General features: G+C 35.0%; 23 protein-coding genes, 1 other RNA gene and 1 riboswitch. Of the genes, 10 read left to right on the forward strand and 14 right to left on the reverse strand.

Translation table 11 applies throughout. From position 1 onward, the window contains the following. Positions 1–109 precede the first annotated feature (109 nt). From fabG to trmD, 8 genes are all read left to right on the forward strand, one after another. Positions 110–856, forward strand: a complete 747-nt coding sequence (gene fabG, locus ACH2CJ_RS21545; protein ID WP_394996585.1) for a 3-oxoacyl-[acyl-carrier-protein] reductase — start codon at positions 110–112, stop codon at positions 854–856. A 193-nt stretch (positions 857–1,049) separates the two neighbouring features. Continuing rightward, positions 1,050–3,137: a vWA domain-containing protein gene (locus tag ACH2CJ_RS21550; protein WP_394996587.1), complete on the forward strand. Its 2,088-nt coding sequence runs from the start codon at positions 1,050–1,052 to the stop codon at positions 3,135–3,137. Between the two features lie 175 nt (positions 3,138–3,312). Continuing rightward, a complete protein-coding gene (locus tag ACH2CJ_RS21555) occupies positions 3,313–4,287 on the forward strand; it encodes a Smr/MutS family protein (RefSeq protein ID WP_394996590.1) in 975 nt (324 codons plus the stop codon). Between the two features lie 92 nt (positions 4,288–4,379). Further along, positions 4,380–5,780 (forward strand): DUF4403 family protein, encoded by a 1,401-nt coding sequence (locus ACH2CJ_RS21560; RefSeq protein ID WP_394996592.1) that lies wholly within the window; start codon positions 4,380–4,382, stop codon positions 5,778–5,780. A gap of 203 nt (positions 5,781–5,983) precedes the next feature. Next, an RNA gene (gene rnpB, locus ACH2CJ_RS21565) (RNase P RNA component class A) lies at positions 5,984–6,367 on the forward strand. A gap of 167 nt (positions 6,368–6,534) precedes the next feature. Continuing rightward, a complete protein-coding gene (locus ACH2CJ_RS21570) occupies positions 6,535–7,215 on the forward strand; it encodes a 30S ribosomal protein S16 (protein ID WP_394996594.1) in 681 nt (226 codons plus the stop codon). A gap of 163 nt (positions 7,216–7,378) precedes the next feature. Beyond that, the gene (rimM, locus tag ACH2CJ_RS21575) at positions 7,379–7,936 is read left to right on the forward strand and encodes a ribosome maturation factor RimM (protein WP_394996596.1); all 558 of its coding nucleotides are present in this window, start codon (positions 7,379–7,381) and stop codon (positions 7,934–7,936) included. A gap of 12 nt (positions 7,937–7,948) precedes the next feature. Then, entirely contained in the window at positions 7,949–8,626 is a 678-nt protein-coding gene (gene trmD / locus ACH2CJ_RS21580) for a tRNA (guanosine(37)-N1)-methyltransferase TrmD (RefSeq protein ID WP_394996598.1), read from the forward strand. Positions 8,627–8,676: 50 nt separating this feature from the next. Here the strand turns inward: trmD and ACH2CJ_RS21585 are convergent, their stop codons facing one another. The 8 genes from ACH2CJ_RS21585 to ACH2CJ_RS21620 all read right to left on the reverse strand — a co-directional run bounded on the left by ACH2CJ_RS21585 (position 8,677) and on the right by ACH2CJ_RS21620 (position 14,197). Beyond that, positions 8,677–9,255, reverse strand: a complete 579-nt coding sequence (locus ACH2CJ_RS21585; protein WP_394996600.1) for a YdeI family protein — start codon at positions 9,253–9,255, stop codon at positions 8,677–8,679. Between the two features lie 167 nt (positions 9,256–9,422). Next, entirely contained in the window at positions 9,423–9,920 is a 498-nt protein-coding gene (locus ACH2CJ_RS21590; protein ID WP_394996602.1) for a hypothetical protein, read from the reverse strand. 99 nt (positions 9,921–10,019) lie between these two features. Then, positions 10,020–11,117 (reverse strand): two-component regulator propeller domain-containing protein, encoded by a 1,098-nt coding sequence (locus ACH2CJ_RS21595; RefSeq protein ID WP_394996605.1) that lies wholly within the window; start codon positions 11,115–11,117, stop codon positions 10,020–10,022. Between the two features lie 291 nt (positions 11,118–11,408). Beyond that, positions 11,409–11,885, reverse strand: coding sequence for a nuclear transport factor 2 family protein (locus ACH2CJ_RS21600; protein ID WP_394996608.1), 477 nt, complete (start codon positions 11,883–11,885; stop codon positions 11,409–11,411). Between the two features lie 282 nt (positions 11,886–12,167). Continuing rightward, positions 12,168–12,494 (reverse strand): helix-turn-helix domain-containing protein, encoded by a 327-nt coding sequence (locus tag ACH2CJ_RS21605; protein ID WP_394996610.1) that lies wholly within the window; start codon positions 12,492–12,494, stop codon positions 12,168–12,170. Between the two features lie 3 nt (positions 12,495–12,497). Next, entirely contained in the window at positions 12,498–12,839 is a 342-nt protein-coding gene (locus ACH2CJ_RS21610) for a type II toxin-antitoxin system RelE/ParE family toxin (protein WP_394996613.1), read from the reverse strand. 308 nt (positions 12,840–13,147) lie between these two features. Then, the gene (locus tag ACH2CJ_RS21615) at positions 13,148–13,624 is read right to left on the reverse strand and encodes a DUF1877 family protein (RefSeq protein WP_394996615.1); all 477 of its coding nucleotides are present in this window, start codon (positions 13,622–13,624) and stop codon (positions 13,148–13,150) included. A gap of 297 nt (positions 13,625–13,921) precedes the next feature. Next, complete coding sequence (locus tag ACH2CJ_RS21620; protein WP_394996618.1) at positions 13,922–14,197, reverse strand: tyrosine-type recombinase/integrase; 276 nt, start codon at positions 14,195–14,197, stop codon at positions 13,922–13,924. A gap of 391 nt (positions 14,198–14,588) precedes the next feature. Here ACH2CJ_RS21620 and gyrA point away from each other — a divergent pair, with 391 nt between their 5' ends. Beyond that, positions 14,589–17,300, forward strand: a complete 2,712-nt coding sequence (gyrA, locus tag ACH2CJ_RS21625; RefSeq protein ID WP_394996621.1) for a DNA gyrase subunit A — start codon at positions 14,589–14,591, stop codon at positions 17,298–17,300. Positions 17,301–17,591: 291 nt separating this feature from the next. Further along, entirely contained in the window at positions 17,592–19,046 is a 1,455-nt protein-coding gene (locus ACH2CJ_RS21630; RefSeq protein WP_394996624.1) for a tetratricopeptide repeat protein, read from the forward strand. Positions 19,047–19,553: 507 nt separating this feature from the next. On the opposite strand, the gene ACH2CJ_RS21635 is transcribed toward ACH2CJ_RS21630, so the two are convergent. The 6 genes from ACH2CJ_RS21635 to ACH2CJ_RS21660 all read right to left on the reverse strand — a co-directional run bounded on the left by ACH2CJ_RS21635 (position 19,554) and on the right by ACH2CJ_RS21660 (position 26,365). Then, the gene (locus ACH2CJ_RS21635; protein ID WP_394996627.1) at positions 19,554–19,964 is read right to left on the reverse strand and encodes an NUDIX domain-containing protein; all 411 of its coding nucleotides are present in this window, start codon (positions 19,962–19,964) and stop codon (positions 19,554–19,556) included. A 187-nt stretch (positions 19,965–20,151) separates the two neighbouring features. Next, positions 20,152–20,484 carry a hypothetical protein gene (locus ACH2CJ_RS21640; RefSeq protein ID WP_394996630.1) on the reverse strand — a complete coding sequence of 111 codons (333 nt, stop codon included), beginning with the start codon at positions 20,482–20,484 and terminating at the stop codon, positions 20,152–20,154. 135 nt (positions 20,485–20,619) lie between these two features. Beyond that, on the reverse strand, positions 20,620–21,384 hold the full coding sequence (locus ACH2CJ_RS21645; protein WP_394996632.1) for a ParA family protein: 765 nt from the start codon (positions 21,382–21,384) through the stop codon (positions 20,620–20,622). An 873-nt stretch (positions 21,385–22,257) separates the two neighbouring features. Continuing rightward, on the reverse strand, positions 22,258–23,334 hold the full coding sequence (locus tag ACH2CJ_RS21650; RefSeq protein ID WP_394996635.1) for a YncE family protein: 1,077 nt from the start codon (positions 23,332–23,334) through the stop codon (positions 22,258–22,260). 56 nt (positions 23,335–23,390) lie between these two features. Further along, on the reverse strand, positions 23,391–25,439 hold the full coding sequence (locus ACH2CJ_RS21655; RefSeq protein ID WP_394996637.1) for a TonB-dependent receptor plug domain-containing protein: 2,049 nt from the start codon (positions 25,437–25,439) through the stop codon (positions 23,391–23,393). A gap of 129 nt (positions 25,440–25,568) precedes the next feature. After that, a riboswitch (cobalamin riboswitch) is annotated at positions 25,569–25,826 on the reverse strand. Between the two features lie 113 nt (positions 25,827–25,939). After that, positions 25,940–26,365: a helix-turn-helix transcriptional regulator gene (locus tag ACH2CJ_RS21660; RefSeq protein ID WP_394996640.1), complete on the reverse strand. Its 426-nt coding sequence runs from the start codon at positions 26,363–26,365 to the stop codon at positions 25,940–25,942. Between the last annotated feature and the right edge of the window lie 403 nt (positions 26,366–26,768).

Genomic DNA, 26,768 nt, shown 5'->3' on the forward strand with positions numbered 1-26,768 from the left:
GTCGCCAGATGGAAGTACGAAGACAAGCAAACAGCTACGAACAGAGCTTTATAATAAACAAACGGGCGATGTTCCTCATATTGAAATTAAAGAATATAATTAAATTTTCATGAAATTACTCGAAAACAAAATAGCCTTAATTACAGGTGCTTCACGTGGAATTGGACGTGAAATTGCTAAGAAATTTGCCGAACAAGGGGCAAGTGTTGCTTTTACTTATTTATCAAGTGTAGAGAAAGGACAAGCCCTTGAAGCAGAATTGTCAGCGTATGGTATAAAAGCCAAAGGATACCGCTCTGATGCTTCCGATTATTCTTCTGCTGAGCAGTTGGTAGTTGATGTAGTAGCTGACTTCGGGACACTCGATATATTAGTAAATAATGCGGGTATTACTCGTGATACACTTTTAATGCGAATGTCTGAAGAGCAATGGGATGAAGTAATGCGAGTAAATTTGAAGTCCGTTTTTAATTTAACAAAAGCGGCTACCAAGCCAATGATGAGAGCAAAAAGTGGTTCAATTATCAACATTACCTCTGTTGTAGGCTTGATGGGAAACGCTGGACAAGCCAATTATTCGGCGTCGAAAGCTGGTATTATTGGCTTCACAAAGTCAATTGGAAAAGAATTAGGCTCCAGAAATATTCGCTCAAATGCTATTGCCCCAGGTTTTATTGAAACTGAAATGACTGGAGAATTGAACGAAAAAGCTTTGGAAGATTGGTTGAAAAACATTCCCCTTAAGCGAGCAGGTCAAGGTGAAGATGTTGCCAATGCATGCGTATTTTTAGGTTCCGATATGTCGAAATATATTACGGGGCAAGTTTTACAAGTCGATGGTGGAATGTTAATGTAAATAAAAGATGTTTTTTAGTATCGCCAAAATGCAATTCTTTCATTTTGGCGATATTTTTTTTGTATCTTGGCAGAATATTTGAACACTAAAATTTGTTATAATTTAGTGCATTATTGCACATTTGACATTGATTTTTATAATAACTTATAAATTATCAGAAAACTTAAGTTTTCTATCTACTATTTACTTTATAATGAAATCAGAACTAATTTTTCAATCTACACCTTGGTTTATTGCACTTTGTCTGTTAGCAGGAGGGATTTATGCTTTTGTACTTTACCAAAACAAGAAAACATTTTCGACGCTGCAAAACAGAATCCTTGCCATCGTACGGGGGATTTTAGTGAGTTTACTAGCATTTTTGCTATTAAATCCGTTATTACGCAATAATAAAACTTCGATTGAAAAACCCACTGTAGTCTTGGCGATAGATAATTCAACGTCCATGACCCAAAGCGGACAAGAAAAACTCAATGCTTTAAAACAAAATCTTCAAAAACTAAAAGAATCTATTGAGAGCAAAGGAGCGAGTGTTGAAATTCAAAGTCTTACAGAAAACAATGATAATCAAGATATTAATGCCATAAAATTCAAGGAAAACAAGTCTAATTTGTCCGAAATGTTGGCAAATATCAAAAATAGTTATGAAGGAAGAAATCTGACAGATGTTATTTTGGTGTCTGATGGAATTGCCAATGAAGGTATTTCGCCAACTTATGGTAAGTATAATTTCAATATTCATACCGTTGGTTTGGGCGATACTACACAAAAAAAAGATGTCAAACTCAATACTATTTATGCCAATCGAATTGCTTATTTGAGTAATAAGTTTCCAGTACAAGCCGAGATATCCAGTTTTGGTTTTCAAGGAAAATCTACAACTATTATTCTAAAACAAGCAGGAAAGGTGCTTGATAAACAAATCCTTAACTTTGATAAAGCCGATGATTTGAAGCAAATTACATTTTATGCAACTGCCGAACAGAAAGGAATGCAACGCTTTACGGTTGAGATTATACCGTTAGGGGGCGAACATTCGATAAAAAATAATGTAAAAGATGTGTATATTGATGTGGTTGATGGCAAAGAAAAGGTATTAATCGTTGCTCTCGCCCCACATCCTGATATAAAAGCCTTAAAAACGATTATTGAGAAAAACGAATTGTATGAGCTAACCGTAAAGATTATTCAAAGCGACAATTTGAGCGAAATAGGTTCACAACCTTTCGATGTTTTAATTTTGCATCAATTACCAGATATTTATGGAGCAGGAAGCGGCGTTGTAAGTAGACTTTTGGCACAAGGCAAACCAACGTTGTTTGTTTTGGGCAATCAGACAAATATAACGACGTTCAACGGCATGCAGCAAACCCTTTCGGTGGCTGCACAAGGGGGGAAAGCAGATAAAGTAACAGCTAAATTTAATAGCAGTTTCAATTTATTTAACCTTGATGGTGATAAACTAAGTATTCTTGAAAGACTTCCGCCTATTTTGTCGCCTTTTGGAGAGTATAAACCAACAGCAGGCAGCGAAATTATTTTGTATCAACGAGTTGGCTCATTGGTTACTCCTAAGCCTTTACTAATAGCAAATACTATAACTGCACGGAAATCGGCGATTTTGGCAGGAGAAGGACTTTGGCAGTGGCGTTTGGAAGAGTTTGCTTTGACTGACAAACAAGAAATTGTCGACGAAATTATTATGAAAACTTTGCAATTAATTTCTGTGAAAGATGATAAACGGAAATTGAGAGTTTACCCAATTGCTCCTGAATTCTCGGTAGACGAAAAAGTTATTTTTGAAAATGAAGCCTACAATGACATTTATGAACGAATCTATAACCAGGAAATCAAGTTAGATATTACTGATGAAAAAGGTAAAGCTCGAACTTATAGTTATACAACCACCAAAGATAATAGCCGTTTTGAAATTACTGGTTTGACAGAAGGTGTTTATCGTTATAAAGCTGCTACACAAGTTTTGGGCAAAAGTGAAATAGTTGATGGACAATTTATTGTTAGAAATACAGATTTGGAAAACCTTAATTCAACTGCTGATTTCAACATGCTTCGCACTTTAGCAGTACAAAATAATGGGCAGTTTTTCGTGGCAAATCAGTTAGAGAAATTGAAAGATTTTTTGTTATCAAACAAAGCTCCTGACAAAGTTACAAGTATTGAAGAAATGAACGAATTTATTAATTTAAAATGGGTTTTCTTTGTGCTTTTAGCATTAGCTACCATCGAATGGAGTGTACGAAAATACTTGGGAAGTTATTAATTAGAAAGTAAATATAATTTGAATAAAATTCGCAATGGAATTTTATTCAAATTATATCACGAATAAAAAGCATCTTTTATCACAAATCCATCATTTCTCTTTAATCATGCTTTATTTTCCTCTAATTTTGCATTTAAAAATATTAATTTAAAAGCTCCTTTAGGGGTTTAGGGCTATGAATATCGGAGATAAAGTAAGGTTAATACACTCAAAAGAGGAAGGCATAATCACAAGATTTTTGAAGAATGATGTGGTAGAAGTCGAGATTGAAGCAGGGTTTAAGTTGCCAGTTTTGAGACGAGAATTAGCCGTTGTTTCTAAGTCAGAAGACAAGGCTTTTAAGCCTCAAACGACGTCATTAGAACAAACTATCGAAAAACGTAGCGAGAGCAAAGTAAAGGCCGACAAAGGTATTTTCTTGGCATTCTTACCGCTAAACGACAAAACTGTTTCTCTTCATATTATAAATAATACCGACTGGGATTTGCCATTTTCACTCACTACTGGTTCGGACAAAACCCATCGAGGTATTATGGGAGGGTTTCTAAAAGCACGAAGTGTGCAATCTTCTCCTACTGACTTAGCTCTAAAGGATTTTGATGAATGGGGTAGTTTTACTTTTCAAGCCTTTTATCATACTTTTGGTTTTTTTGTTGAATGTCCAACTTTTATTAAAAAGCTGAGATTAAGAGCAAATACTTTCTTCAACCAAAAGAAAATAGCCCCATTACTTCAAAAAGAAACTTATTTGTTTCAATTAGATGCGGAGGATGTACCTGAGGCTCCTTTACTTATCAATGCTTCAGAACTAAAAGAGAAGATGTTAGCAAGCAAAATGGAAGAGTTTTTACCTAAAACCTTCGAAAAACCTTCACCAACAATTGACTTACACATTGAGCAACTGACTAATAATAATTTAATAATGAGCAATGCTCAAATGCTTGAACTACAATTACGTACTTTTGAAAGCAAGTTTGAGAGTGCAATTGCCAGCGGTATGGATGAAATTGTGTTTATTCATGGTGTAGGAAATGGTGTGCTGAAGCAGGAAATTCAACGAAAATTAGCAGGGCACAAAAATGTAGCATGGTTTCAAGATGCCCAAAAAGAAAAATTTGGCTATGGAGCTACACGTATAAAAATCAAATAATTTACGAATTATTTTTTAGTTTAAGAATAGGTTATTCAAGTAATTTTCGGTCATTTTCGACGTTTTAATCTTAAAATTATTATCAATTAAGAATGAAAAGTAAATTTATTGCGGTTTTTTTAATAGTATTTATTAGTTTTTCTTTTAATGTTAAAGGACAAAAAGCAGTTCCAGAAGCACCCATAGAAAAATATTTACAAGACACAGTTCACGTGCAGAAAATCCCTTCCACTATTAGTATTCCTTTCGATATTTCAATGAATGACATTGAAAAACAAATCAATACGACTGTTACTGGGCTCATCTACGAAGACAATAGTTATACCGACGATAATAACGATAATTTCAAATGCAAGGTTTGGAAAAAAGCAAATATTGTTATAACTGCAGCCACCAACGATGTTTTTGATTTTACAGTTCCAATAAAAGTTTGGGCAGAAAAAGGCATTGGAGCTTTTGGTATAATGAGGTATATTCCTTTAGATTTTGAGATGAACTTGAAGTTTTCGACCAAATTTACTATAAAACCTGACTGGTCGGTACAAACTTTTACTACCCCCAATGGCTATGATTGGATAACAAAACCGAAAGTAAATGTCGGTTTCGATGTACCACTTGATTTTATAGTAGGTAAAATTATTGATAATAACCATGCAAAATTTGCTAAGACATTAGATGATGCTGTAGCAAAAAACATGTCAATTAAGCCTTATGTTGTGCAAGCCTGGAATGCAGCTTTGCAACCTTATTTGGTTTCCGAAGAGTTTCATACTTGGGTAAAAATAACCCCTTTAGAGATTTCGATGATACCGCTAACAACATCAGGACGTAATATTAAGTCAATTATGGGGATAAAAGCCTATACAGAAACTTTGACAGGTAATCGCCCTTTTGCTCCGTTTGTAGTGAGTTCTGTACCGAATTTGAAAATTGTCACAGGTATTCCGAATGATTTTCAAGTGGGTTTGATGAGCGATGTGCTATTCACTGAAGCGGCGGCAGTGGCAAAAAGTAAGTTCATTGGTCAAAAATATGAATTTCAAGAAGGAAAATACAAAATTGAGATTATTGATATTGATGTTTTTGGAAGTAACGAATATTTAGTCATAAAAGCAGATATAATAGGTAATCTAAAAGGCAGCATATATATAAAAGGAATACCTGTTTATGATCCAATTAAGAAGATGGTAGTATTGAGTAACTCACAATTTGATATAAAAACTAAAAATATATTAGTAAAAGCTGCCGCTTGGCTCTTAGAAGGTAAGATGGTAAAAATGATTCAAGACGAATATGGCTTGCCAGTCGATGAATTGATAACTTATGCCAAGCAAAATGTAGAATCTGCCATGAATACTGAATACCGTAAAGGTGTGAAACTGAGTGGAAAAATAGATAGTATTGTGCCAGATAAAGTTTATCTTACGCCTACGAGCATCATTGCAGTAGTTTTAGCAAAGGGAAAAGTTGAGTTAAAAGTTGATGGTCTTTAGAGGTTGTTTAAGTTCTTTGATTTGGGTTAAAAATACACCTTTTTAACTTACTCTTCGCTAAAAATTGCTCATTTTGCCCGCAAAATTTCACAATTTTTAGCTCAATTAAGTCAAAAAAGTGTCATTTTTAACCATCAAAAAAAACTTAAACAACCTCTTAGGCTCTCGTTTCAAAAAATCCTCCGTACCTTTACACCGAAAAAGAAATAAGTCATCTTATCGCGATTCTACTTCGGTAGGGTTGAGGAAAGTCCGAACAACACAGAGCATCATGCTACCTAACAGGTAGGAGATAATCGGGTGACTGATTATTTACAGCCAGTGCAACAGAAAATATACTACCGCTCAAAACGGAAAAGGTGAAAAGGTGGGGTAAGAGCCTACCGCTCGTTTGGCGACAAACGGGGCAATGTAAACCTCATGAGTTGAAAAACCAAATAAACCGACGTAGTTCCCTTAATTGAGAGCAAAGGATTGCTCGTCTGAGTCGGAGGGTAGGTTGATAGAGGCAAGTAGCGATACTTGTTCGAGATAAATGATAAGAACAGTTTACTGTACAGAATTCGGCTTATAGGCTTATTTCTTTTTTATTTCTTCAAAAATCAGATAAAAAAAACCTTCTTTTAAAGCTTAGTTTACGTTTTTACTTGACAAAATCCCTGTAAACATTTGATTTTCAATGTAATAATACTACCTTTGCAGTCCAAAAGATAAAAAGGGGACGAGTTCCCCACCTTTAAATCAAAAAATAACAATGGCAGTTAAAATCAGATTAGCAAGAAGAGGACGCAAGCAAGCTCCAGTTTATGACATCGTTGTAGCTGATGCTCGCTCACCACGTGATGGTAAGTTCATCGAAAAATTGGGTCAGTACAACCCCCAATCTACCCCTGCAACTATTTCTTTGAAAGATGATAGAGCAGTGTACTGGTTAATGGTAGGTGCAGAACCAACCGACACTACACGCAAAATTTTATCTGTAAGAGGCGTAATGTTGAAAAAACATTTACAGGTAGGTGTTGAAAAAGGTGCAATTACAAAAGAAGTAGCCGATGCACGTTTTGAAGCATGGTCGAATGAAAAAGAAGCAAGCCGTAATATTAAAATTGCGAAATTGACAGAAGGCAAAGATGCTACTAAGAAAGCAGCATTTGATGTAGAGAAGAAAAAACGTGCTGATATGGAAGCCGCTCAACAAAAATTAGCAGTTGCTGAAGCTGAAGCAGAGATTGCAGCCGAAGAAGCAGAAGTTGCTGTTGAAGAGGTTGTTGAAGCTCCAGTTGCAGAGGTTGTTGTTGCAGAAGCTCCAGTTGCAGAGGTTGTTGTTGAAGCTCCAGTTGCAGAGGTTGTTGTTGCAGAAGCTCCAGTTGCAGAGGTTGTTGTTGAAGCTCCTGTTGTTGCAGAAGTCGCTACTAAGGTAGTAACTGAAGCATAATTCTGAACAAAGCACTAAGTTATATAAAATCCTCGCCCAACAAGCGAGGATTTTTATTTAGAAGAATAAAATGTTTACAATTTGGATGAAAAGTAATGATATTAGATTAGTAAGCGACTATTTTTTTTACTCATACAAAATTCATTCATTCACTCATTAGATTATGACCAAAGACGATTGTTATTTACTCGGAAAATTGACCAAAACTCACGGCCTTAAAGGCGAACTGGCTATTTGGCTTGATGTCGATTATCCAGAAGAGTATGAAGAGTTAGATTCTGTTTTGTTGGAAATCAAGGGAGAGTTGATTCCTCACTTTGTGGCGGAAATTCAGATTAGACCTAATAAGTCAATCATTAAATTTGAGGACATTAATACCATTGAGGAAGCTCAAAAAATAGTCAATTGTGATATATATTTGCCCAATGATAATCTTCCAGAATTAGATAATGATCAATTTTATTACCACGAAATTATAGACTTTGATGTTATTGATGAGCAAAAAGGAAAGCTCGGTAAAGTGACAGCAGTTTATACCTCCGAAGCTCAAGATTTGATTGCCATGGTTTATGAAAATTCAGAAATATTGATTCCTGTAAGCGACGAAATTGTAAAAACTGTTGATAGAATAAAGAAGGAACTTTATACTAATTTACCCGAAGGTTTGTTAGAAATTTATCTAAATACTGACTCAGAATCTGATACAGAAAAAGATTTTTAATCATAATAATTTATGCTTCATATTGATATTATTTCATGCGTACCACGCTTGTTAGACAGCTTCTTTGACCACTCTATTTTGAAGCGTGCCAAAGAAGCGGGGCATGCCGAAGTAGTAGTACATGACCTCCGAGATTACTCCGAACAGAAGCAAAAACAAATAGATGATTATGCTTTTGGCGGAGGAGCAGGAATGGTGCTTGGAATTGAAACAATTGCTCGTTGTATTCGTAATTTACAAAGTATTAGAATGTATAACGATATAATTTATATGACTCCCGATGGAGAACGTTTCCAACAGCAAATGGCAAATCGTCTTTCGATGAGTCAAAATCTCATTATTTTATGTGGACATTACAAAGGTATAGACGAGCGAGTACGTGAGCATTTTATTACGAAAGAAATCTCGATTGGCGACTACGTTTTATCAGGGGGAGAGCTTCCAGCAGCCGTTGTAAGCGATGCCCTCATCAGACTAATTCCTGGGGTATTAAATGATGAAACATCGGCATTGACAGATTCATTTCAAGACAATCTTTTAGCTCCACCTGTCTATACTCGCCCTGCTGATTTTGAGGGCTGGAAAGTACCAGAAATTTTACTTTCTGGCCATGAAAGAAAAATTAGTGATTGGCGTATGGAGCAATCAATTAAACGCACTGAAGAACGTAGACCAGATTTATTGAAGTAGGAGTTTTGGAGTATCGAACCAATCTAATGTTGTGCATTAAATCGAATTTACTAATCATTTAATCCCTTTCTATTGAGAATTTGTTGCATACAATTTTCAACCCTTGACTCCCGAGTTTTGGACTGCTTGGGTGCTGAAAAGTGAAGAATATAGGCTCTTTGTCGTCCCGGTGTCAATGCCTCAAAAGCAGTTTTCAAGGCAGGGGTTTTATCAAATTTATTTTGAAATTCTTCAGGAAATATGAGTTCTGTATTTTTTTTAAATTCCACTTTCAAACCAGCTTTTTCCACTTCAATGGCTTCATAAATATAGGCTTTCAAGATGATTTCCACCTCAACTATTTCTCGAAGATTAGTGAAACGAATTTGGCGTGCTGACTGCACATTCTCAGTTTGTTGGATTAGAATATCATTAGCATCATTTAACAAGGCACCTTTGAAAAACAAAACTGCACAGTATTCTTTAAACACATGTATTAAAACTATGTTGCTTTTCTGAAACGTGTAACAAGGAACACCCCACTTCAATTCTTCTGTCAGCCCACAGTCAAGAACTACCGTTCTCAATTGCTCCAGTTCTTTCTGCCATTTTTTGGCTTTACTAAAATAAAAATCAACTTTAGGATTCATTCTATTTATTAAAATTAATTGAAATGATTTTTCTTTCCGCCCTTGACTGAAGCTGAATTGTAGATGAAGTTACAACGGCAGTCCCAATTTTGGCAATATATTGTTATGTGCCTGCCATTTGTCCAGTTAAGTATGCTTCAACAATAGTTTGCAGTGCAGATTGAGTACTACATGCCAGTTGACATCATTGTCGTGCAATAATTAATGCAATGAATTGTTGTCAAAAGTAATATTACATTAAAGCTCAAATTGTCAAATTGATCAGTAGTAGAAATATTATAGTCATAGTTAAGTTTATTCCACTTAAAATCTGGGCGAATAACCAATAATTCTTCGTCCTGTTTGTTCAATATAACATAAGATTCTTTAAATATTCCTTTATGCTTTAAAATAAAATCTCTTTCAATTTCGTCAAACCGTGTATTTATTATAAAATCCCCATTCCAAATCATTTTAAAGTTCAATAAAATTTTTTCGTTTTGTTTTAATTCTATTGTGGTTCCCCAAAAACCCTTGGGTTCAATTTGGTAAGTCATAGTTCCTCCTAAAATCATTTCAGCTTTAAATGAAAACCATTTTTCATATTTTAGTCTACCGATTTCTTGATCATTTAATGTTAAACTAAAATGTTTTGTGTCCTCTGATTTTATTTTATACTCTTTCATTTTATATAGTGTATTGTTGGTCTAACTTTTACTATTTGGTATGGATGTGCATTCGTGCAATTTTCCGCATGCTTGATGTGTCGTCAAATTTTATAGATACTACCACGGTCCAATCTGTTTAACTTGATAAAATCGAGTGCCGTTAAACCGATAAAGACCTTGACCCGTACCCCACCACATAGTTCCCGATTTGTCTTGAAACATACTTTGGACACAGCAATTTAGACCATTGGCAGGTGTAAAGACAGTAAACGCATTTGGATTTGATAGGGGAACTGAAGGGTCAAATCTTGTTGTACTGCCTCGTGCTGTAATCCAAACGATACCCGACTGTTCTATAATTATTCCCCAAAACTCTGTTCCGCCTAAGCCGTCTTTGGGAGTATATTCTGTAAAAGTTTTGCCGTCAAATTTACAAATACCGTTTTTCATTGTAAACCACATATTGCCTATTTGGTCTTGTGCAATACCACCTGCATAGTTCTCACCCAAACCTTTTTTTTCATTGAAGTTTACAATCGTTTTTCCATCATAGCGAAAGACACCGTCATCAGAAGAAGCAAACCAAATATTTCCATTTTTGTCTTCCATAATGCCTGCAACATTTATAGACGTGAGTAATGGAAATAGTGAAAAGCATTGACCACCTTTTGTATCTGCAGAGGGGTCATATTGGTAAACGCCACCATGAGTGCCTACCCAAATAGTACCTGATTTGTCAACAAGTATGCTTTTTCGACTTATATCGATATGGCTCAAGCCATCTTTCTCATTATAATTCCTAAAGGTTTTTCCATCATATTTATAAACACCTTGGTCAGTGCCAAACCAAATATTTCCATTTTTATCTTCATTTATAGCAAAAACCGAGGTGTTTATAAAACCATCAGGATTAGAAAAGTAGGTGAGTGTTTTTTCATCATACCTTACCACGCCTTCGCCAATTGTACCAAACCATAAATTACCTTTAGAATCCTGAAAAATACTTCGGATATATTGACTGACTAATGTTGTGTCAAAATCGGGAGCCATAGCAGCAGCCTTAAAGTTTTTTATTACTGTTGGACTTTGCTTTGAAGCAATTGGGGCTTTAGAAGTATGTGTTTTTTCTTGTCCGTTGCAGGAAGTAAAAAATATCAAAAGACTAAAAAGAAATATATTGTTCAATGCCATCATCATAACTTTTACTGTTTTCAAATTTTGGTATGCTCAATGTTTTTAGTGTTCCCTGCATGACGCACAACGTTTATGGAAACGTAGCTGGGTTTACGAAGCTGCGTCCTGTCCCACGTGAGCGAACGAAATTAAGAAAACCAAACTACAAAGTTACACTGCACATGTTTTATGCATTTTGTCCTTCGTTACTGTGTCGCAGTTGCAAATTGTCACAAGAAACGTCCAGTCAACTCTTATCTGGTGTGGCAAAGTCCAACCGTTGCTGTCAACGAAGATGAATTGAGTCCATGTGTTCAAAACTGTCCCAGAATATCAATTAGTCAGCTTTACCGTAATGTCAGTGTTTGGTCTATTCGATTGCCATGAAACCATCTTAACAGTATTGCTATTAATGTTATAAACAGTTGTATAAGTTAGGTGCTCAAGCATTTTGAACCATTGGCCGTTTTCATCTTTATATCTAAAGACTAAGCTTGATTTTCCATTTACAATCCCTGTATTACCATAGATTCTTATGTTAGAGTATTCATGAGCCGAGCTATCGTAAAATAGGTTACCGCTCTTCAAGGCATTTATGTAATCTTGCTTTAGTGTAAATCCCCCATGTGGAAATCCTAAAGTGACATCCTCTGCCAACAATTGGTCTACGAGCTTGTAGTCCTCGGCAAGTATACCGTCCATAAAGGATAGATGAGCCTTTTGTATTTTTTGCTTTAATGCATATGCAGATTGGGCCACAACATCAAGGGAGACAATACCCATCAAAAGTGGAAATAATAGTCTTTTCATAAAAAAGCATTTAGTTAAAACATTATTACTAACTTTCTAAGAATACCAGTCCATTGAACGCAATTCTTGAATGTCGGACACATCTTATTTTGAAACCGTCCCAGCCTTGCCCTCAACGAACAGGGCTTGTGGTCAGGTGGGGGGTGAAACTCGTCTGCCCGAACGTCTGCCGATAAAAATTACTGATCGGGGCCGCCCGTGCGGTATAATAAAACTACTAATGTTCAATTACTTCCGTCAGCCCACACTTGCCACAAACCCATGTTGTGCGTTCGGCTTTCTTTACGCCAACTGTATATATTGCTTTTCAAGTGTTACATTGAAATGAATATCTGCCTTCAAAGCCTTAAAAACTTTCAAAATTGTGTCAATTGTCGCACTATTTGTACTACTTTCAAGTTTAGAAATTTGAGATTTCTGTACGCCCACAAGTTGGCCTAATTGTTCTTGTGTCAAGTTACGTTCCTGTCGTGCAGTTTTTATCATACGTCCCAAAACGTCCATACGAAGTTCGTACTCGTACTCGTCTCTGTCCGAAGCACCAATTTTGCCGATGTATTTATCTTTCATTTCAGCAAGTGAATAAGATTTTATTTCTGTCGTTGCCATAATTTATCTTTTAATTTTATTTTCAAAATACACTTTTCTGATTTTTACTGCTCGTTCGATTTCATTTTTAGGAACTTTGTCCACTTTTTTTATGAAACCGTGTGTCGCCATGACCAAAGTTTCCTCACCATCAGTTTTGTCCCAAAATGCAAGCAACCTAATTTGAAGTCCCGCATATTTGGTTCTAAACTCCCAAATTTCATTTTGTAATTTTTTGAAAAGTTTTGGGTCGTTAGTCTGTTCGGCAAGGTCAATGTTATAAAATACTTTCTTGGCAGATTTAATATCAAGTTCGGCAATGAACTTGTCGGCTTCTTCTAAAAATCTGGTTTGGAAATACTGCATCTACTTTTTTTAAACAAAGTTAAATATAGTTTCCAAATATTGCAACTTTATTTTTGTCGAGATGTGTCGATTGGGGATTCATAAGCTGACGCACAACGTCGGGGGCTTGTGGCAGGTGGGGAATTTGAAACTCGTCCGCCCGAACGTCTGCCGATATAAATTACTGATATTGAGTTACTTACAAATATTCAATAGGTTTCCGTCCGCCGAAACAAAAGTACAATAAAATTCCAAATGTTCAATCACTTCCGTCCGCCCCCACTTGCCACAAACCCATGTTGGCGGCAGGGCTTCTTTGTCCGCACTCGTCAATATATCTTAATCACAATAAAAGCGTCCAATTTTGTTGCTTCGTTGAAAAATGTTTTTAGGTCTTTAAATTCAGTTTTCAAATAGTCTAAGTTTTCAGGTCTTGTCAATTTGTAAACCACATTTTCCATTTTTTGATAGTCGTAAAATTTTAAAATATTTGAAAAGTCTATTGGTTGCAACAAATTAGAAATTTCTAAGGTTTTCAGATTGTCAAAATATTGAAAACGTAGAGTTTGTGAATTACTAACAATATCAGTTCCTCCAAAAAATACCTTATCGTTGTTTATGTAAATATTGTTGTCTGTTAAGTATTCGGTCAAAAGATAATTTAAAGTTTCGTACCCACGAGTTAGACTGTGAAATTCATACTTGTCAATTTTGTTGTCTGGGTAATGCGATAAAACTATTTTTGAGTCCTCAATTAATTCTTGTAAAATATGTTCTGGCGTTCCGTCAGGGTTTGCTTGAACCATTTTTAGTTGTAATTTGAGATTGTCAGTGTCTTGGATTTTGTCAAAGTCGCTTGCATAGTCCAAGTTCAATTTTGCTTTTTCAAGTACGAACTTTGCTTTGTTTGAAATTGAAAAAAGTGTCAAGTCAAGTCCCACGTTTGTCGTTATTTTGTTTTTTTAGCCTTGCCACTAACGAGTGCATAACCGCCATACACTCTGTTTTTTTATGATTTATGGCGTTTATATTTCATATATCTGCACCGTTTTTTTGTGTATCAAATATCTGAAATGTCTATCCTCAAAACTATAAATATTTTCCTAAATATCCAACATATCAATCGGACTTTTTATTTGACCAAATCCTTTCGTCGTTATATGAGTGTAAACCTCAGTCGTCTTTGAACTTGCGTGTCCCAAAAGATTCTGGATATACCTCAAATCTGTCCCATTTTCCAACAAATGAGTTGCAAAACTATGCCTCAACGTATGTACGCTCACATCCTTAGTAATTCCCGCTTTCCTAACGGCTGCCTGAAATACGTTCTGAATACTTCTGGTAGAATATTGTTCTCCTTTTTTTAATCCCTCAAACAACTAAATCTCAGGTCGGTATTCCTTATAATACTTTCTGAGAAATAGAAGTGTTTTCTCTGAAAGTAAAGTGTATCTATCCACTTTTCCTTGTTCAATTCTAATTTGCATACGGTCCGATTTTATTGAAAATATAAATTGGTCTTATTTATTTTAAAAAGTATTAAAATTAAAAATACTTTTGTAAAATATAAATATAATAATAAGTATAAATCTAAATAAAAGTATTTAATAATTTTTCAAAATCTATCATGATTTTCACTCCAAAGTACATCTTTTCCTTGCAAAATCAATAAAAATTCATTAAATTTGTATACAACTTTTCAATAAAAGTGCAATAAAATCTTTAGAAAGTAATATAATAATCTTCATTTTTAAGTAAAATTAAAGGCTAATGGCTGAGGAAACAGAAAATTTAATTCCAGCGGGTAATATTCCCGAATCTTCCAACACCGGTACAGTTATTCCAATCAACATCGAAGACGAAATGCGTGGAGCGTACATTGATTATTCAATGTCGGTCATTATTTCACGTGCCTTACCTGATGTTCGTGATGGACTAAAACCCGTACACCGACGAGTGCTATATGGAATGGCCGAACTCGGTGTTTATCACAATCGTTCATACAAAAAATCAGCACGTATAGTAGGAGAGGTGCTTGGTAAATTTCACCCCCATGGCGACTCTTCGGTTTATGGTACAATGGTGCGTATGGCACAACCGTGGTCATTACGCTACACGTTGGTGGATGGACAAGGAAACTTTGGCTCAGTAGATGGCGATTCGCCAGCTGCAATGCGTTATACTGAAGCACGCTTGAAGCGAATCGCAGAAGAATTATTGGCAGACATCAACAAAGAAACCGTTAATTTTCAACCCAACTTTGATGATTCTCTCGAAGAACCCTCAGTACTGCCAGGTAAAATTCCAAACCTCTTGCTCAATGGTTCGTCTGGAATAGCAGTAGGTATGGCAACCAATATGGCTCCGCATAACCTATCCGAAATTGTTGATGGCATCACTGCCTATATCAATAATAACGATATAACGATTGAAGAGCTAATGGTTTATATAAAAGCACCAGATTTCCCGACTGGAGCAACCATTTATGGATATAGTGGCGTAAAATCTGCTTTTGAAACAGGTAGAGGAAGAATCGTATTGAGAGCCGTTGCTAATTTTGAAGTATCAAAAACGGGCAAAGACCAAATCGTCGTTACTGAGATTCCATACATGGTCAATAAGGCCAATATGATTGAAAAAACGGCTCATTTGATTAATGACAAGAAAATTGAAGGAATTTCCGATATGCGTGACGAGTCAGACCGTGATGGTATGCGTATCGTATATGACCTACGTAAAGATGCGGTTCCGAATGTTGTATTGAATAACTTATATAAATATACGGAGCTTCAATCATCGTTTAGTATCAATAATGTTGCCTTATCGAAAGGTCGTCCTGTGACGGTAAACCTCAAAGACATGATTCGCTTTTATGTGGATCATCGCATGGAGATTATTACCCGACGTACACAATACGATTTGCGTGAAGCTCAAAAAAGAGCCCACATTTTGATTGGTTTATTGATTGCTTTAGACTATTTGGATGCTGTAATTGCCATGATTCGTAAATCTCGTGATGCCGATGAAGCAAAAGCGGGTTTGATAGCAGGTAATTTTATGACTGCCAAAGAGAAAGAAGAATTTTTGATAACAGGTCTTCAACGCTTACAAATCATTGATACTTATGACAATGATGCAGCAAGCGGCGTTATTTTGAGCGAAATTCAAGCAAAAGCTATCCTTGATATGCGTTTGCAACGTTTAACAGGTCTTGAGCGTGATAAAATCATTGGAGAATACAACGAAATTAAGACCTTGATTGATGATTTTAAATCAATATTGGCATCGGAAGAGAGAAAACGCAACATCATAAAAGACGAATTAGCTGAACTAAAGGCTCGTTATGGTGATGCCCGACGCTCTAAAATTGAAATGGCAGCGGGCGAGTTCAGTATCGAAGACATGATTCCTGACGATGAAATGTTGGTTACTATTTCGCACGAAGGGTATATGAAACGTACACCATTGCAAGAATACCGCACACAAGGCAGAGGAGGTACTGGCTCACGTGGTGTAAAAACCAAAGACGAAGATTATACCGAGCATCTTTTTGCAGCAACAAATCATAATTATTTGTTGTTCTTTACCCGTAAAGGACGTTTGTTCTGGATGCGTGTTTTTGAAGTGCCTGAAGGTTCAAAGATTTCAAAAGGTAGAGCTATTCAGAATTTAATTAATATCGAAGCGGATGATAAGATTCAAGCAGTACTGAATGTAAAAACATTGGTTGATGAAGACTATATAAGAAATAATTATATTGTGATGTGTACCGAAGATGGCACTGTGAAGAAGACACTTCTTGAGGCATATTCACGTCCACGTCAAGGTGGTATCATCGCCATTAATATTGCCGAAGGTGATAATTTGCTTGATGTAGCTCTTACAAATGGTGATAATAATATTGTTATAGCTGCCAAAAATGGTAAAGTTGTTCGATTCCACGAGTCAGGAACTCGTCCGATGGGTCGTACTGCTACTGGTGTGCGTGGTATCAACCTTGAAAAGGGAGACCGTGCCATTGGTATGGTTTGTGTGTCACGTGAAGACACCCAATTATTGGTAGTATCTGACAAAGGTTTTGGTAAACGTTCAGATGTAAACGATTACCGTGTTACTTCTCGTGGTGCAAAAGGTGTAAAAACCCTTAATATTACCGAGAAAACAGGTACTTTGGTAGCTATTAAAGAAGTTACCGATGAGGATGATTTGATGATTATTACCAAAAAAGGTGTAGCTATTCGTATAAAAGTTGCCGATTTACGAGTAATGGGACGTAATACACAAGGAGTGAAACTCATTCGCATGAGCGACTCTGATGATATTGCTTCAGTAACCAGAATTATCCGTGAAGAAGAAGAGGTAGAAACTTTATTGGACAACGTAACAACAACCGATGGAACTGTTGATGAGCTGTCTACTACCGAAGCAACAGATGTTACCAATATAATAATTGAAGATTCGCCAGAAGGAACAGTAGAGTAGGAGAGAAGCACCTTGATGTCTATACCTTAGGTCTGGGCATCAAGGTATCTCTGTTTCTAAGTATTATTTATCTTGTAAAAAACTAACCCTAATTATTTAGTTCTTTCTGTAAATCACTGATAATTAAGAGTTTAAATAAATACGAAATAGATAATTGTTCACTTATAATTACAATATGTTAACCGATTATGTTAATCCTTTGTTAATTGCTCATTTTTTTTTACTTTTCGAGTAATTAAATTGTCTAAACCCTAAATTAAACATAGTAAATAACTAAAACCGAAATATCAAATGAAGAAAATCATTTTAGCGTCTGTAATGACAATCTTTACGACAGGCGTTTTTGCTCAAAATGCAGCTCTTGATGCTCAACTGAAGGATGCACAATGCAAAACAGCCTCTGACGAAATAGCTAAAGCAGAAAAAGCAACATTAGATGCCAAAAAGACCTTGAAATCTGCTACATGGGTAAAATTGGCAGAATCATATCAAGAAATGGCAAATAGTTGTGGAAAGGATTCACTCGCTTCTGAGAAAGCCTATAATACCTATAAAAAAGCTTTAGAAATTGATAAAGCAGCAGGAGGGAAGGGAACAAAAGAGATTGAAGAAGCTCTTACTGGTCAAAAGCTATATACTGCTTTGATGCAACAAGGAGCAGGATTCTATAACTTGAAAAACTTTAAAAATGCTTTAAGTTTGTTCAAATTAGCATCATCTGTAAATCCTAAAGATACTACAGCGTCTTTATACGCAGGAATTGTAGCTCAACAAGGAAAAGCCCTTGATGAAGCAAAAATCTATTTTACAAAGTTTATCGAACAAGGAGGAAAAGACGTAGCAGTTTTTTATGGTTTATCTGAGTTATATAAAAATGATAAAGACAACGCTAAAGCAGTAGAAGTACTTAAAAAAGGTATTCAAGCCAATCCAAAAGATAAAGATTTACAAAGTTCTTTAATCAATGCCTACCTAAGTGGTGGTATGATGGGAGAGGCAATTGAAAACATGAAGCAAATGATTGCTTCAACGCCAAATAATCCTGAAAATGCTAAAAATTTGGCCGAAAATATCAAAAACTTAGGTACTTTATATGAAAATGAAGCAGAAGAGTATGTAAAAAAGACTCGTCCTTTAGAAAGTCAAATGACACAAATTGGAAAAGAAAAAGCAGAGGCTGAAAAAGACCTTGCAATGTCGGACCAAAAGAAAACAGCACAAGAAGAAGAACTAAAACGTTTGAACGACCGCTTGAAAAAAGAGCCTAAGAATGCGGCATCTATCAAGGCAAGTATTGCATCAGTAACTCAATTGGTTGCAACATCTAATACTGAAATTGAAGTTTATAAGCAAAAAATTGCGAAATTAACCGCATCAGCTCAAAATAATAGCAGCAAAGAAGCAGAGCTTAAAACTCTTAAAGCAAAAGAAACAGAGTTGAAAGATTTGGCAGCCAGCAATTATAAGAAAGCATTGGAAATAGACCCAAATAACTATGATGCCAACTATAACATTGCGGTATTTTATTTCAATCAAGCAGTTGTAGTGAAGGGTACTGTTGATAAGATGGATATGAAAACTTACAATGAAAAAGGGAAAGCCATCGAAGAGCAAGTTTGTGGTACGTTTAATCAAGCAAAAGTATATTTTGATAAATGTAAATCACTCAAGCCAGACGACCAAGATTTAGTAGGTAACATGGAAAGCCTTAAAGGTGTACTTGAGCAATGTGCAAAACGTAAATAATAGCTGATTATAAGGTAGTTATAAAATAAAAAAAGTCTGTTGAAATATATTCAGCAGACTTTTTTTATGAGCAAATAATATATTAAGCATGTATAACGTAGGGGATATTTAAAACATCTATTTAACATAATGTAAATTATATAACATATATATAGTTATATTTATAGACTTAAATTTAATATATTAGAAGAGAAATACTTCCTACTTTACATCCTTACTTCTCCTTGCTTGTCATAGCTTCTACTCTTTACCTTCGCCTATTTGACTGCTCAAATTGCGTTGAACTTAATTAAAACAACCTGAAAATAATATTTCAACAGTCATTTTGTTATTCCTGAGAATTGAATGAAATAATTTAGTTGATACTTAGTTCGGAATATCAAACTCTCGTTAGCTTGAAAAATAGCGTTTTGTGAAGATTCGAGTGATTTTTTGTTGTTTTATATGAACAGTAAAACCTAAGGCTTAGTGAGGATGAAAATTACAATGGGTTCACTAATAACAAAATTATAGTTTATCATTAGATTTTAACCAATTAAAAATTAGTTGGTCAACTTCAGACGTTTTATTTTTATCACTGTAACTTAGCCAAGTCAATTCTTCAATTTCTGATGCGGGTTTTAGCTCGCCAGTATATGTTCCGCTATAACAAGTCATTCTGACAATTATACCTGATTGATGCCCATCAGCTTGAGCTTCAAATGTACCAATGTAAGCTAAAGATTCTTCTTGTAAATCAATTGATAATTCTTCTCTAATTTCTCTAATCAATGCTTGAACATCGCTTTCGCCAAGTTCTCTTTTTCCACCAGGAAAATAATAAACGTGCTTATTTTTACTTCTTGTACTTAAAACAGTGTTGTTTTGAATCTCAATCCAAGCTAATTTATCAATCAAGCTATATCCCGCAATTTTCATAGTATTAAATGCTGATTGTGGACAAATTGTAAATATAAAAAAAATCCACGTGGAACACTTGTGGATAAATCGTGGAACGACTGTGCATATCACACACAAATTTAAGGAATAGTGTCCCCTACTACATGATATTTATATCAGTTTATCTAAAAATGCCATCATCAACTTAATGCTATTTAGGCGTTCCTTAACTCATAAAAGCCTTCAGAGCCTTTGGTTTTCTGCCTACTTTCTTACGCATTTTAACTTTTTCTGGTCTTTCTTTTATTTTTTTATCTTCAAAGAATAGTCCTAAGGCTTCTATAATGATGTCTTTTTGCGACATTCCTTCCCAATAACCATAATCTTTCATTTGTTCAACCACTTCGTTGGGACAATCGAAAGTAACCTTTGTCGAAGGCCCGCTTGCTTGCATCGCAGCAATTATTGCATTATGCTGTACATTACCTTTCACAGCACTTATTTCCGTAGTTTTAGTTGATACTAAACTTTCAAAGGTGAAGTTTTTATTTTTTGCCATTTTATTTAATGTTGTTTATGAATGTATCATTGATTTTACAAGAAAACATTCATAAGAGTTACGTCATTTATAAACTATCGACTATGGTCTCGGCGATATTCCGTTGGACGGCATCACTATTGGACATCGACCTTTTCACTGCTTAATGTTTTCCAAAATTTCTTTCGTTAAATTATAATAGTCCATTGCCCCATTACTATCTGGAGAATAATTGAAAATGTCTTTTCCATTGGCTTGGGCTTCTGAAATCGCAATATTATCTCGAATAGATGTTTTGAAAAACTTATCGCCTAACTGCTCTTTAGTAGCTTTCACGAGGTCATTACTCAGCTTTTTATTAATCTTAGGATTATAACGAGTTGCAAATACGCCTCCTAATTGTGTTTGTGGACTAATTTGTTGCAATTCAGCCGAATAAACTAAAAAATTTCTTAATCCTTCATAACTCAAAAATTCGGCTTGCAGCGGAACCAAGTACATATCACAAGCAATGAGTGCGATGCGAGTCATACCCGAAAGTGTAGGTGGGCAATCAATCATAATAAACTCATAGTTTTTTTTGACTTTATCGAGCAGCAGTTTAAGATTGAATGGAAATACGGGTGATGCTTTGATGGAATCGTCTTTAGAATTCAATTCTGAAGAACTGGGTAGTAAATCGCCAATATCTGTTTTGATAGCCACGGTATCAAAAGATAATTCGCCAGTCAAATAATTACCTACATGGTTTCGCCCAACTTGTGCTTCCTGAATACCAAAGCATCGGGTTAAACTTGCCTGGCCGTCGAGGTCAATAAATAACACTCTTGCATTGGCAAATTTTTTAAAAGCAGCACCAAGATTTTGAGTCGAAGTGGTTTTGCCTACACCGCCCTTGTTGTTTACTACGCTTATAATCATCGTGTATATAAATATAATATTTACCTGCAATATAAAGTAAATAATATTTATGGACAATACAGTTAAAATAATTTTTATCCACAATACCTAATATAAAGTACATTTATTTCCCATTAATACAATATAAAAGTTTAATTATTAAAGTAATTTTCATACAAAATATTTTAATTAATTGTTTTAAACTATATAAAAGTACTATTTAATTAAAACAATAAATTATAAAAAATAGTATTATTATAAATTATAAGCTATAAGAATATTTAAACTTTTAGTATTTTCATTAACTATTGAAAGTTTTAAACATATAATTATAAGAAATAGTATTGTTATAAATTATTAGCTATAAAAATATTTAAACGTTTAGTATTTTCATTAACTATTGAAAGTTTTAAACATATAATTAAAACTAAGATTATTGTTTTAATTATATGTATAGTATAACTAATATTTAATAAATGTAAAGTAATAATATATAAACTAATAATATATATAAGTATAAACTGTAATATAAGTAATGATATTAATAGAATGGTATTTAATCATCTTGAAGTGCGGCATTTTCGTTGTTGCAGAAACTTAGATTTAAGGAGACTTTGTTGTTGAAAATGTGTTACTCCCCTACTTTGTGGTTCAAGGTAGCTTAAATAGCGTGTTTAGTGCCTCAAACGTATGTGTGTTTGTTGTGTAACAGGAGAAAATAATCTTGTAATCTGAAATTATGGCTATCATCAGAAAAATGAGTTAAAATTTATGTTTTGAAGATTTATTTTTTTGTCTGAACAAATATTTGAATTTATTTAAAAAAAGAAAAACGGAGAAAGTAATTCTTCTCCGTTTTCATGTAAAACTCGTGGCTATAAAATTAAGAAACTCTTATTTGAAGAAAAATCCAATCGGTCCAATCTCAGTTTTTACAGAATCTATGATTGTTCCTGTAGTTTGATAACGAAGAATATATCCTGCTTGTTTGTACGATGGAATCAAAGTTGTATAAACTTGATTACTTTCATTGTCAAAACCGACCGCTGCAAAAGTTCGATTGATAAAAGTTTTAGAAGTTCCATCGGCAATATTCAATGAATTGATTTCACCTTTTAGTTTATAAGCATCTGCTGCGTCATAAAAATTGTATGTATAAAAAAGTGTCTTCTTATCTTTGCTGATGCTCAAACTACTTGGAGTTTTTTGAGTATTTGTTCCACCTTTCAATTTTGACTCTACAGTTTTTGTCGCTGGATTAAACAAAACGATTTCTTTGCCGGCGGTCATCCAAATTTTATTGGCAGCGTCTAAAACAAAATTACTCGGATTCGCACCAACTTCGATGCTCGCCGTAACTTCGTCTTTTTGGGTATCAATCACCTTGATAGTTTTTTGACTGCCCACATTTCCAATGTAAGCATTTGTGCCAATCACAACAATAGACTCGGCTCCTTTATCAACCGGGATTTTCTTTGTGATTTTGTTGGTCGTCAAATCTACTACTGCCACAAAACCAGTCTTGTAAGAATAGTCGGTATTGAATGTATCCCAGCAAGTAATATAAACCTTGTTCGTTCCTGCTTTCACCGCTTTTCTTGGATTGTCTATTTCGCCCTTGATAGAGGCAATCGTTTTGAAGGTATGAGCATTCACAATTTCGATTGCATCTTTTCCGTCGGTTGAGTTATCAACTAAAATTATTCCCTTTTCATCAACTTCGGCGTAATCTGTAAGACCTCCTGCAAATGAGCGAGTATTTTCTTTCAAGAATATATCAAGCGATGCTGTCTTGCTATCTCTTTGAACCAACGAAAGCGAACCGTTATTATCAAAGAAGTTTCCACTGTTAATAATAAATACCCCATCGTCGTAAGGTTGAGCTGGTGTGGTTTCCGTTTTGTCGCATGAACTAAGTGCCAATGTGGCAATTGCAACGGCGTTACGTAATGTACGTGTAGAATTTAACATTTTCTTTGGGGCGGACTACCGCTATTTTTTTAATTAAGAATGATTCTCGAAATCTCTTATCTCGAATCTTTATGAAAATTTAAAATAAATGCAATTTGAAAACTTCTGCCAGGCATGGCGTTTTTCTTGACATTTGGGTAAACGGTATTTGTAAGGTTGTTGACTTGGAAAACAAGGTTTGCTTGTTTGAGTGTGAATGTAAAAGTTGAGTTAAGAATAAAGTGTGGCGGGAAAGGCTGACCTGAATGGTCGAAAGTAATAAATCGTGCTGAATTGAAAATAGATTGTAGTCCGAAGTTCCAACGTTTTTGTCCATAATAAATACTACTTGAGGCAGCGTGTCGAGGAACATAAATTAGCTGTTTGCCTATAATATCAGCCGCATAAATATCATAAATTTTTTGTTGTGAGGCATTGGTAAGCGAATATGACAAAATTAATCCTGCGGTTTTCTGAGTAACAAAATCGTTATATTTAAATGCAGAAGTAAATTCAAGCCCTTTGCTTAATACTTGTTGAAGGTTTTCTACATGATAATTGCGGTCAGGATTCCAATACGTCCAGTCGTCAATTAGGTTATGAAACACATTGATTCCGAGCGAAGTTTTATAAAACTTACCCAATAATTGCTTCCATTCGATGCCAATTTCTTTGTTCAAACCCCGCTCAGGTTTGATGTTGAGGTTGCCCAATACTTTCCAATAACGTTCGTTGAGTGTAGGCAATCGGTAACTTTTGGCAACACTACCTGTAAGCAAGATTTGAGTGTTTTGTTTCGTAATAAGTTTATAATCTAATCCAAAAGAAGGAGTAAATGGTGCTTTATACCTTGATGAAAAGGCTTGGCGGAGGTTAATAGAGGTATTTAATTTTGCAGAAATATTGCTACGCAAGAGTGCGTAAACATCGCCTCTATTCTCATGAATCAAGTCACTACCGTAACCATCAACCCTTGTAGCATAATGTACTAATTCGCTTCCTATTCGCAAGGTTGAGTTTTTTAGCAATTCAGTTTTAGAGTTATTCCAAGAAAAATCGTGTTCGCTACGTAAAATATAACGGTCGGTTTGGGCGTGACTTGGACTAATGAAATCACCTTTACCATAATCTAAAATATCTCTAATAAACCCTGCTTTCACCGAAGTATTGCCAAACTGATATCCAGTCAAAAAACGGTAGGCTTGTGTTTGCGTAATTTCTCGAAAATTAATAATAGCAGGTTGAATCGTTAGCTTATTATCAGTTAACCAAATATTTATATAAAAGAGATTTTCTTTATGAGTTTTTGGTCTGAAATAAAGGTCTTGTACTAAGCCTTTTTGAGAAGTTTTAGAAGGCTCGATAAGATATTCTCGCCCCTTTCTGTCGGTACGAGAACTGTTTGTTCCTTCAAATTTATTGTTAAAATCACTGTTATAAAAGAGTGTTTTACTGGCAAAAATTATTTTTTTGTATGATTTTATTAAGCGTATCCCTCCATTGGTATTATAGTTAAAGCCACCATTTGGAACGCCACCTATTTGTCCACCAGCTAAAATATTTATTCCTTCCTGATTGTTCCAATTTGGAGATGAACCCAATAATACACTTCCGCCTACGGCATCACTCCCAACGCAACTGGCAGCCGAACCATATTGGATTGACATTTTATCGAAACCAAGTAGTGGAATTGTCGAGAAATCGCTTTGTCCAAGGGTGGGTGAATTGATATTTATGCCATTCCAAAGTACAGCAGTATGATTGGCAGATGTACCACGAAATGAAATGCTGGTGGCTTGTCCAGCTCCGTAAGATTTGAAAGAGAGAGGTGCTTGAAACTGCAAAAATTCAGCTAAGTTTTGATATTGAAAACGTGCTAAATTGATGGAATCTACTTTCTGAACCTTCAAGCCAGACATAAATCGTTCAGGCGAAAAGCCAAAAACTTGTACCTCGTTGAGGCTTTTACAGTCTTTACAATCTTCTACAGGTGTATTTTTTTGAGCTAATGACAAAAAAGGTATAGCAACTCCACCACAAATCAAAGAAAATTTGCCAAGCGAATGCCTTAAATGACGTAATGTTGTCTGACGGAAGACCGCCTGAATGTGTCGTAAATGTTGCATAAAGCAAATAAGGCTCTCTTCAAAAAAGAAAAAAGACTAAATAAACATGAAAAGTATGAGCGAAATGCCCAAAGTTTTTGACTAATTAGTGATGTGTCTTTCCTTCCGAAGACAACAAAACTAAGCGGCGAACCGCATAACAATAACGGCAGGTCTCCTGACTCACCTCACTGATTGCGACACCTTCCCGCTCGAAAATTTGAACAGTGGTAAAGGCAAGTATTGCCAAGACAGGGCAATCAGTTTTTAGAAATAAATCTAATGAGGCTTACAGTTGCGGGGACAGTTCTCGATTGGGGCGATATTTCGCTTTACGAGATTCCCTATTAAGCTAAAAGTGTAGAAATGAAGCTTTACACAAATAGCACCGTAATCTTAATACAAAGATAAGTGAAAATACAATAGCTTGAGTGAGAAAAAATAAAAAAAGCTACAAACCGCATTTGTCATGTGGCATGTAGCTTTTTTATTATCTGATGGCATTTCAGTTTGAGTAAAACTCAATTCATTTTAAATTCTTGAATCGTGCCGTCGTTGAAGACCACCATAATGCGAGCAATACTTCCATGACTAAAATTTGTCAAAATACTCGGATTGAGATTTTGCTGTGAAGCATTCAGTTCGGGCAACTTTCTTTCATTCGATTCTCGTGGAGAATACTCAGGTCGCTTAGTAGTCGTAATTGTCTGACTATTAGCGGTTTGTGTAATATTTTTTATTGTCCCTTCTTCGTCCTCGATAAACCAATTGAAACCCAATTCTGGGTATCTACGATACATTTTCTGGACAATTTCTAAACTTGGCTTATTTCTATCGGATAATATATGTGAAATGCTCGGACGAGGGACACCGATTTCGTCAGCGAACTTAGTGGAGGTCAAATCCTTATCGATAATGAATCTTTTAATCTTTTCGTTGAGGTTCATCTTTTTAAATAGGTTACAAAGTTAAATCAAAGTTGTTAATATCAGAAACAGTTTTCAATGTTAAATATTTACAATTTGAAACAGCACTATTGTTAATTGTAAATATCAACGTTACAAATATAAATAGTTTAACATTGAAAACCAAATACTTTTGTAAATAATTTTTCACAATTATAAATAGCGAGTAAAAAGTGGCTGTTTACAAATGATAATAGATTGATTATTAAGTAGTTGCACTAGTTTAAACTCTGATTAAGGCTTAATTTGTTTTTATGACTCTGTAGTTTTATTTAAGATTACAACATTGTAAATGAATGCTTTAGGTCAATCGTTTGTGAAGTTGTTGCTGAAAGGTATATTTTGAAACTATTTACAATACTATTAAAATTTACAAAAATATTTG

The organism is Emticicia sp. (genome assembly GCF_043780375.1).
Taxonomy (GTDB): Bacteria; Bacteroidota; Bacteroidia; order Cytophagales; family Spirosomataceae; genus Emticicia.

Coding starts and splice junctions, on each gene's coding strand:
- ACH2CJ_RS21655 (WP_394996637.1), bottom strand. CDS start 25,439: ATGCAACATTTACGACACATTCAGGCGGTCTTCCGTCAGACAACATTA.
- ACH2CJ_RS21610 (WP_394996613.1), bottom strand. CDS start 12,839: ATGCAGTATTTCCAAACCAGATTTTTAGAAGAAGCCGACAAGTTCATT.
- rimM (WP_394996596.1), top strand. CDS start 7,379: ATGACCAAAGACGATTGTTATTTACTCGGAAAATTGACCAAAACTCAC.
- ACH2CJ_RS21555 (WP_394996590.1), top strand. CDS start 3,313: ATGAATATCGGAGATAAAGTAAGGTTAATACACTCAAAAGAGGAAGGC.
- ACH2CJ_RS21585 (WP_394996600.1), bottom strand. CDS start 9,255: ATGAATCCTAAAGTTGATTTTTATTTTAGTAAAGCCAAAAAATGGCAG.
- ACH2CJ_RS21645 (WP_394996632.1), bottom strand. CDS start 21,384: ATGATTATAAGCGTAGTAAACAACAAGGGCGGTGTAGGCAAAACCACT.
- ACH2CJ_RS21640 (WP_394996630.1), bottom strand. CDS start 20,484: ATGGCAAAAAATAAAAACTTCACCTTTGAAAGTTTAGTATCAACTAAA.
- fabG (WP_394996585.1), top strand. CDS start 110: ATGAAATTACTCGAAAACAAAATAGCCTTAATTACAGGTGCTTCACGT.
- ACH2CJ_RS21550 (WP_394996587.1), top strand. CDS start 1,050: ATGAAATCAGAACTAATTTTTCAATCTACACCTTGGTTTATTGCACTT.
- ACH2CJ_RS21590 (WP_394996602.1), bottom strand. CDS start 9,920: ATGAAAGAGTATAAAATAAAATCAGAGGACACAAAACATTTTAGTTTA.
- ACH2CJ_RS21600 (WP_394996608.1), bottom strand. CDS start 11,885: ATGAAAAGACTATTATTTCCACTTTTGATGGGTATTGTCTCCCTTGAT.
- trmD (WP_394996598.1), top strand. CDS start 7,949: ATGCTTCATATTGATATTATTTCATGCGTACCACGCTTGTTAGACAGC.
- ACH2CJ_RS21630 (WP_394996624.1), top strand. CDS start 17,592: ATGAAGAAAATCATTTTAGCGTCTGTAATGACAATCTTTACGACAGGC.
- ACH2CJ_RS21605 (WP_394996610.1), bottom strand. CDS start 12,494: ATGGCAACGACAGAAATAAAATCTTATTCACTTGCTGAAATGAAAGAT.
- gyrA (WP_394996621.1), top strand. CDS start 14,589: ATGGCTGAGGAAACAGAAAATTTAATTCCAGCGGGTAATATTCCCGAA.
- ACH2CJ_RS21560 (WP_394996592.1), top strand. CDS start 4,380: ATGAAAAGTAAATTTATTGCGGTTTTTTTAATAGTATTTATTAGTTTT.
- ACH2CJ_RS21570 (WP_394996594.1), top strand. CDS start 6,535: ATGGCAGTTAAAATCAGATTAGCAAGAAGAGGACGCAAGCAAGCTCCA.
- ACH2CJ_RS21635 (WP_394996627.1), bottom strand. CDS start 19,964: ATGAAAATTGCGGGATATAGCTTGATTGATAAATTAGCTTGGATTGAG.
- ACH2CJ_RS21660 (WP_394996640.1), bottom strand. CDS start 26,365: ATGAACCTCAACGAAAAGATTAAAAGATTCATTATCGATAAGGATTTG.
- ACH2CJ_RS21650 (WP_394996635.1), bottom strand. CDS start 23,334: ATGTTAAATTCTACACGTACATTACGTAACGCCGTTGCAATTGCCACA.
- ACH2CJ_RS21615 (WP_394996615.1), bottom strand. CDS start 13,624: ATGGTTCAAGCAAACCCTGACGGAACGCCAGAACATATTTTACAAGAA.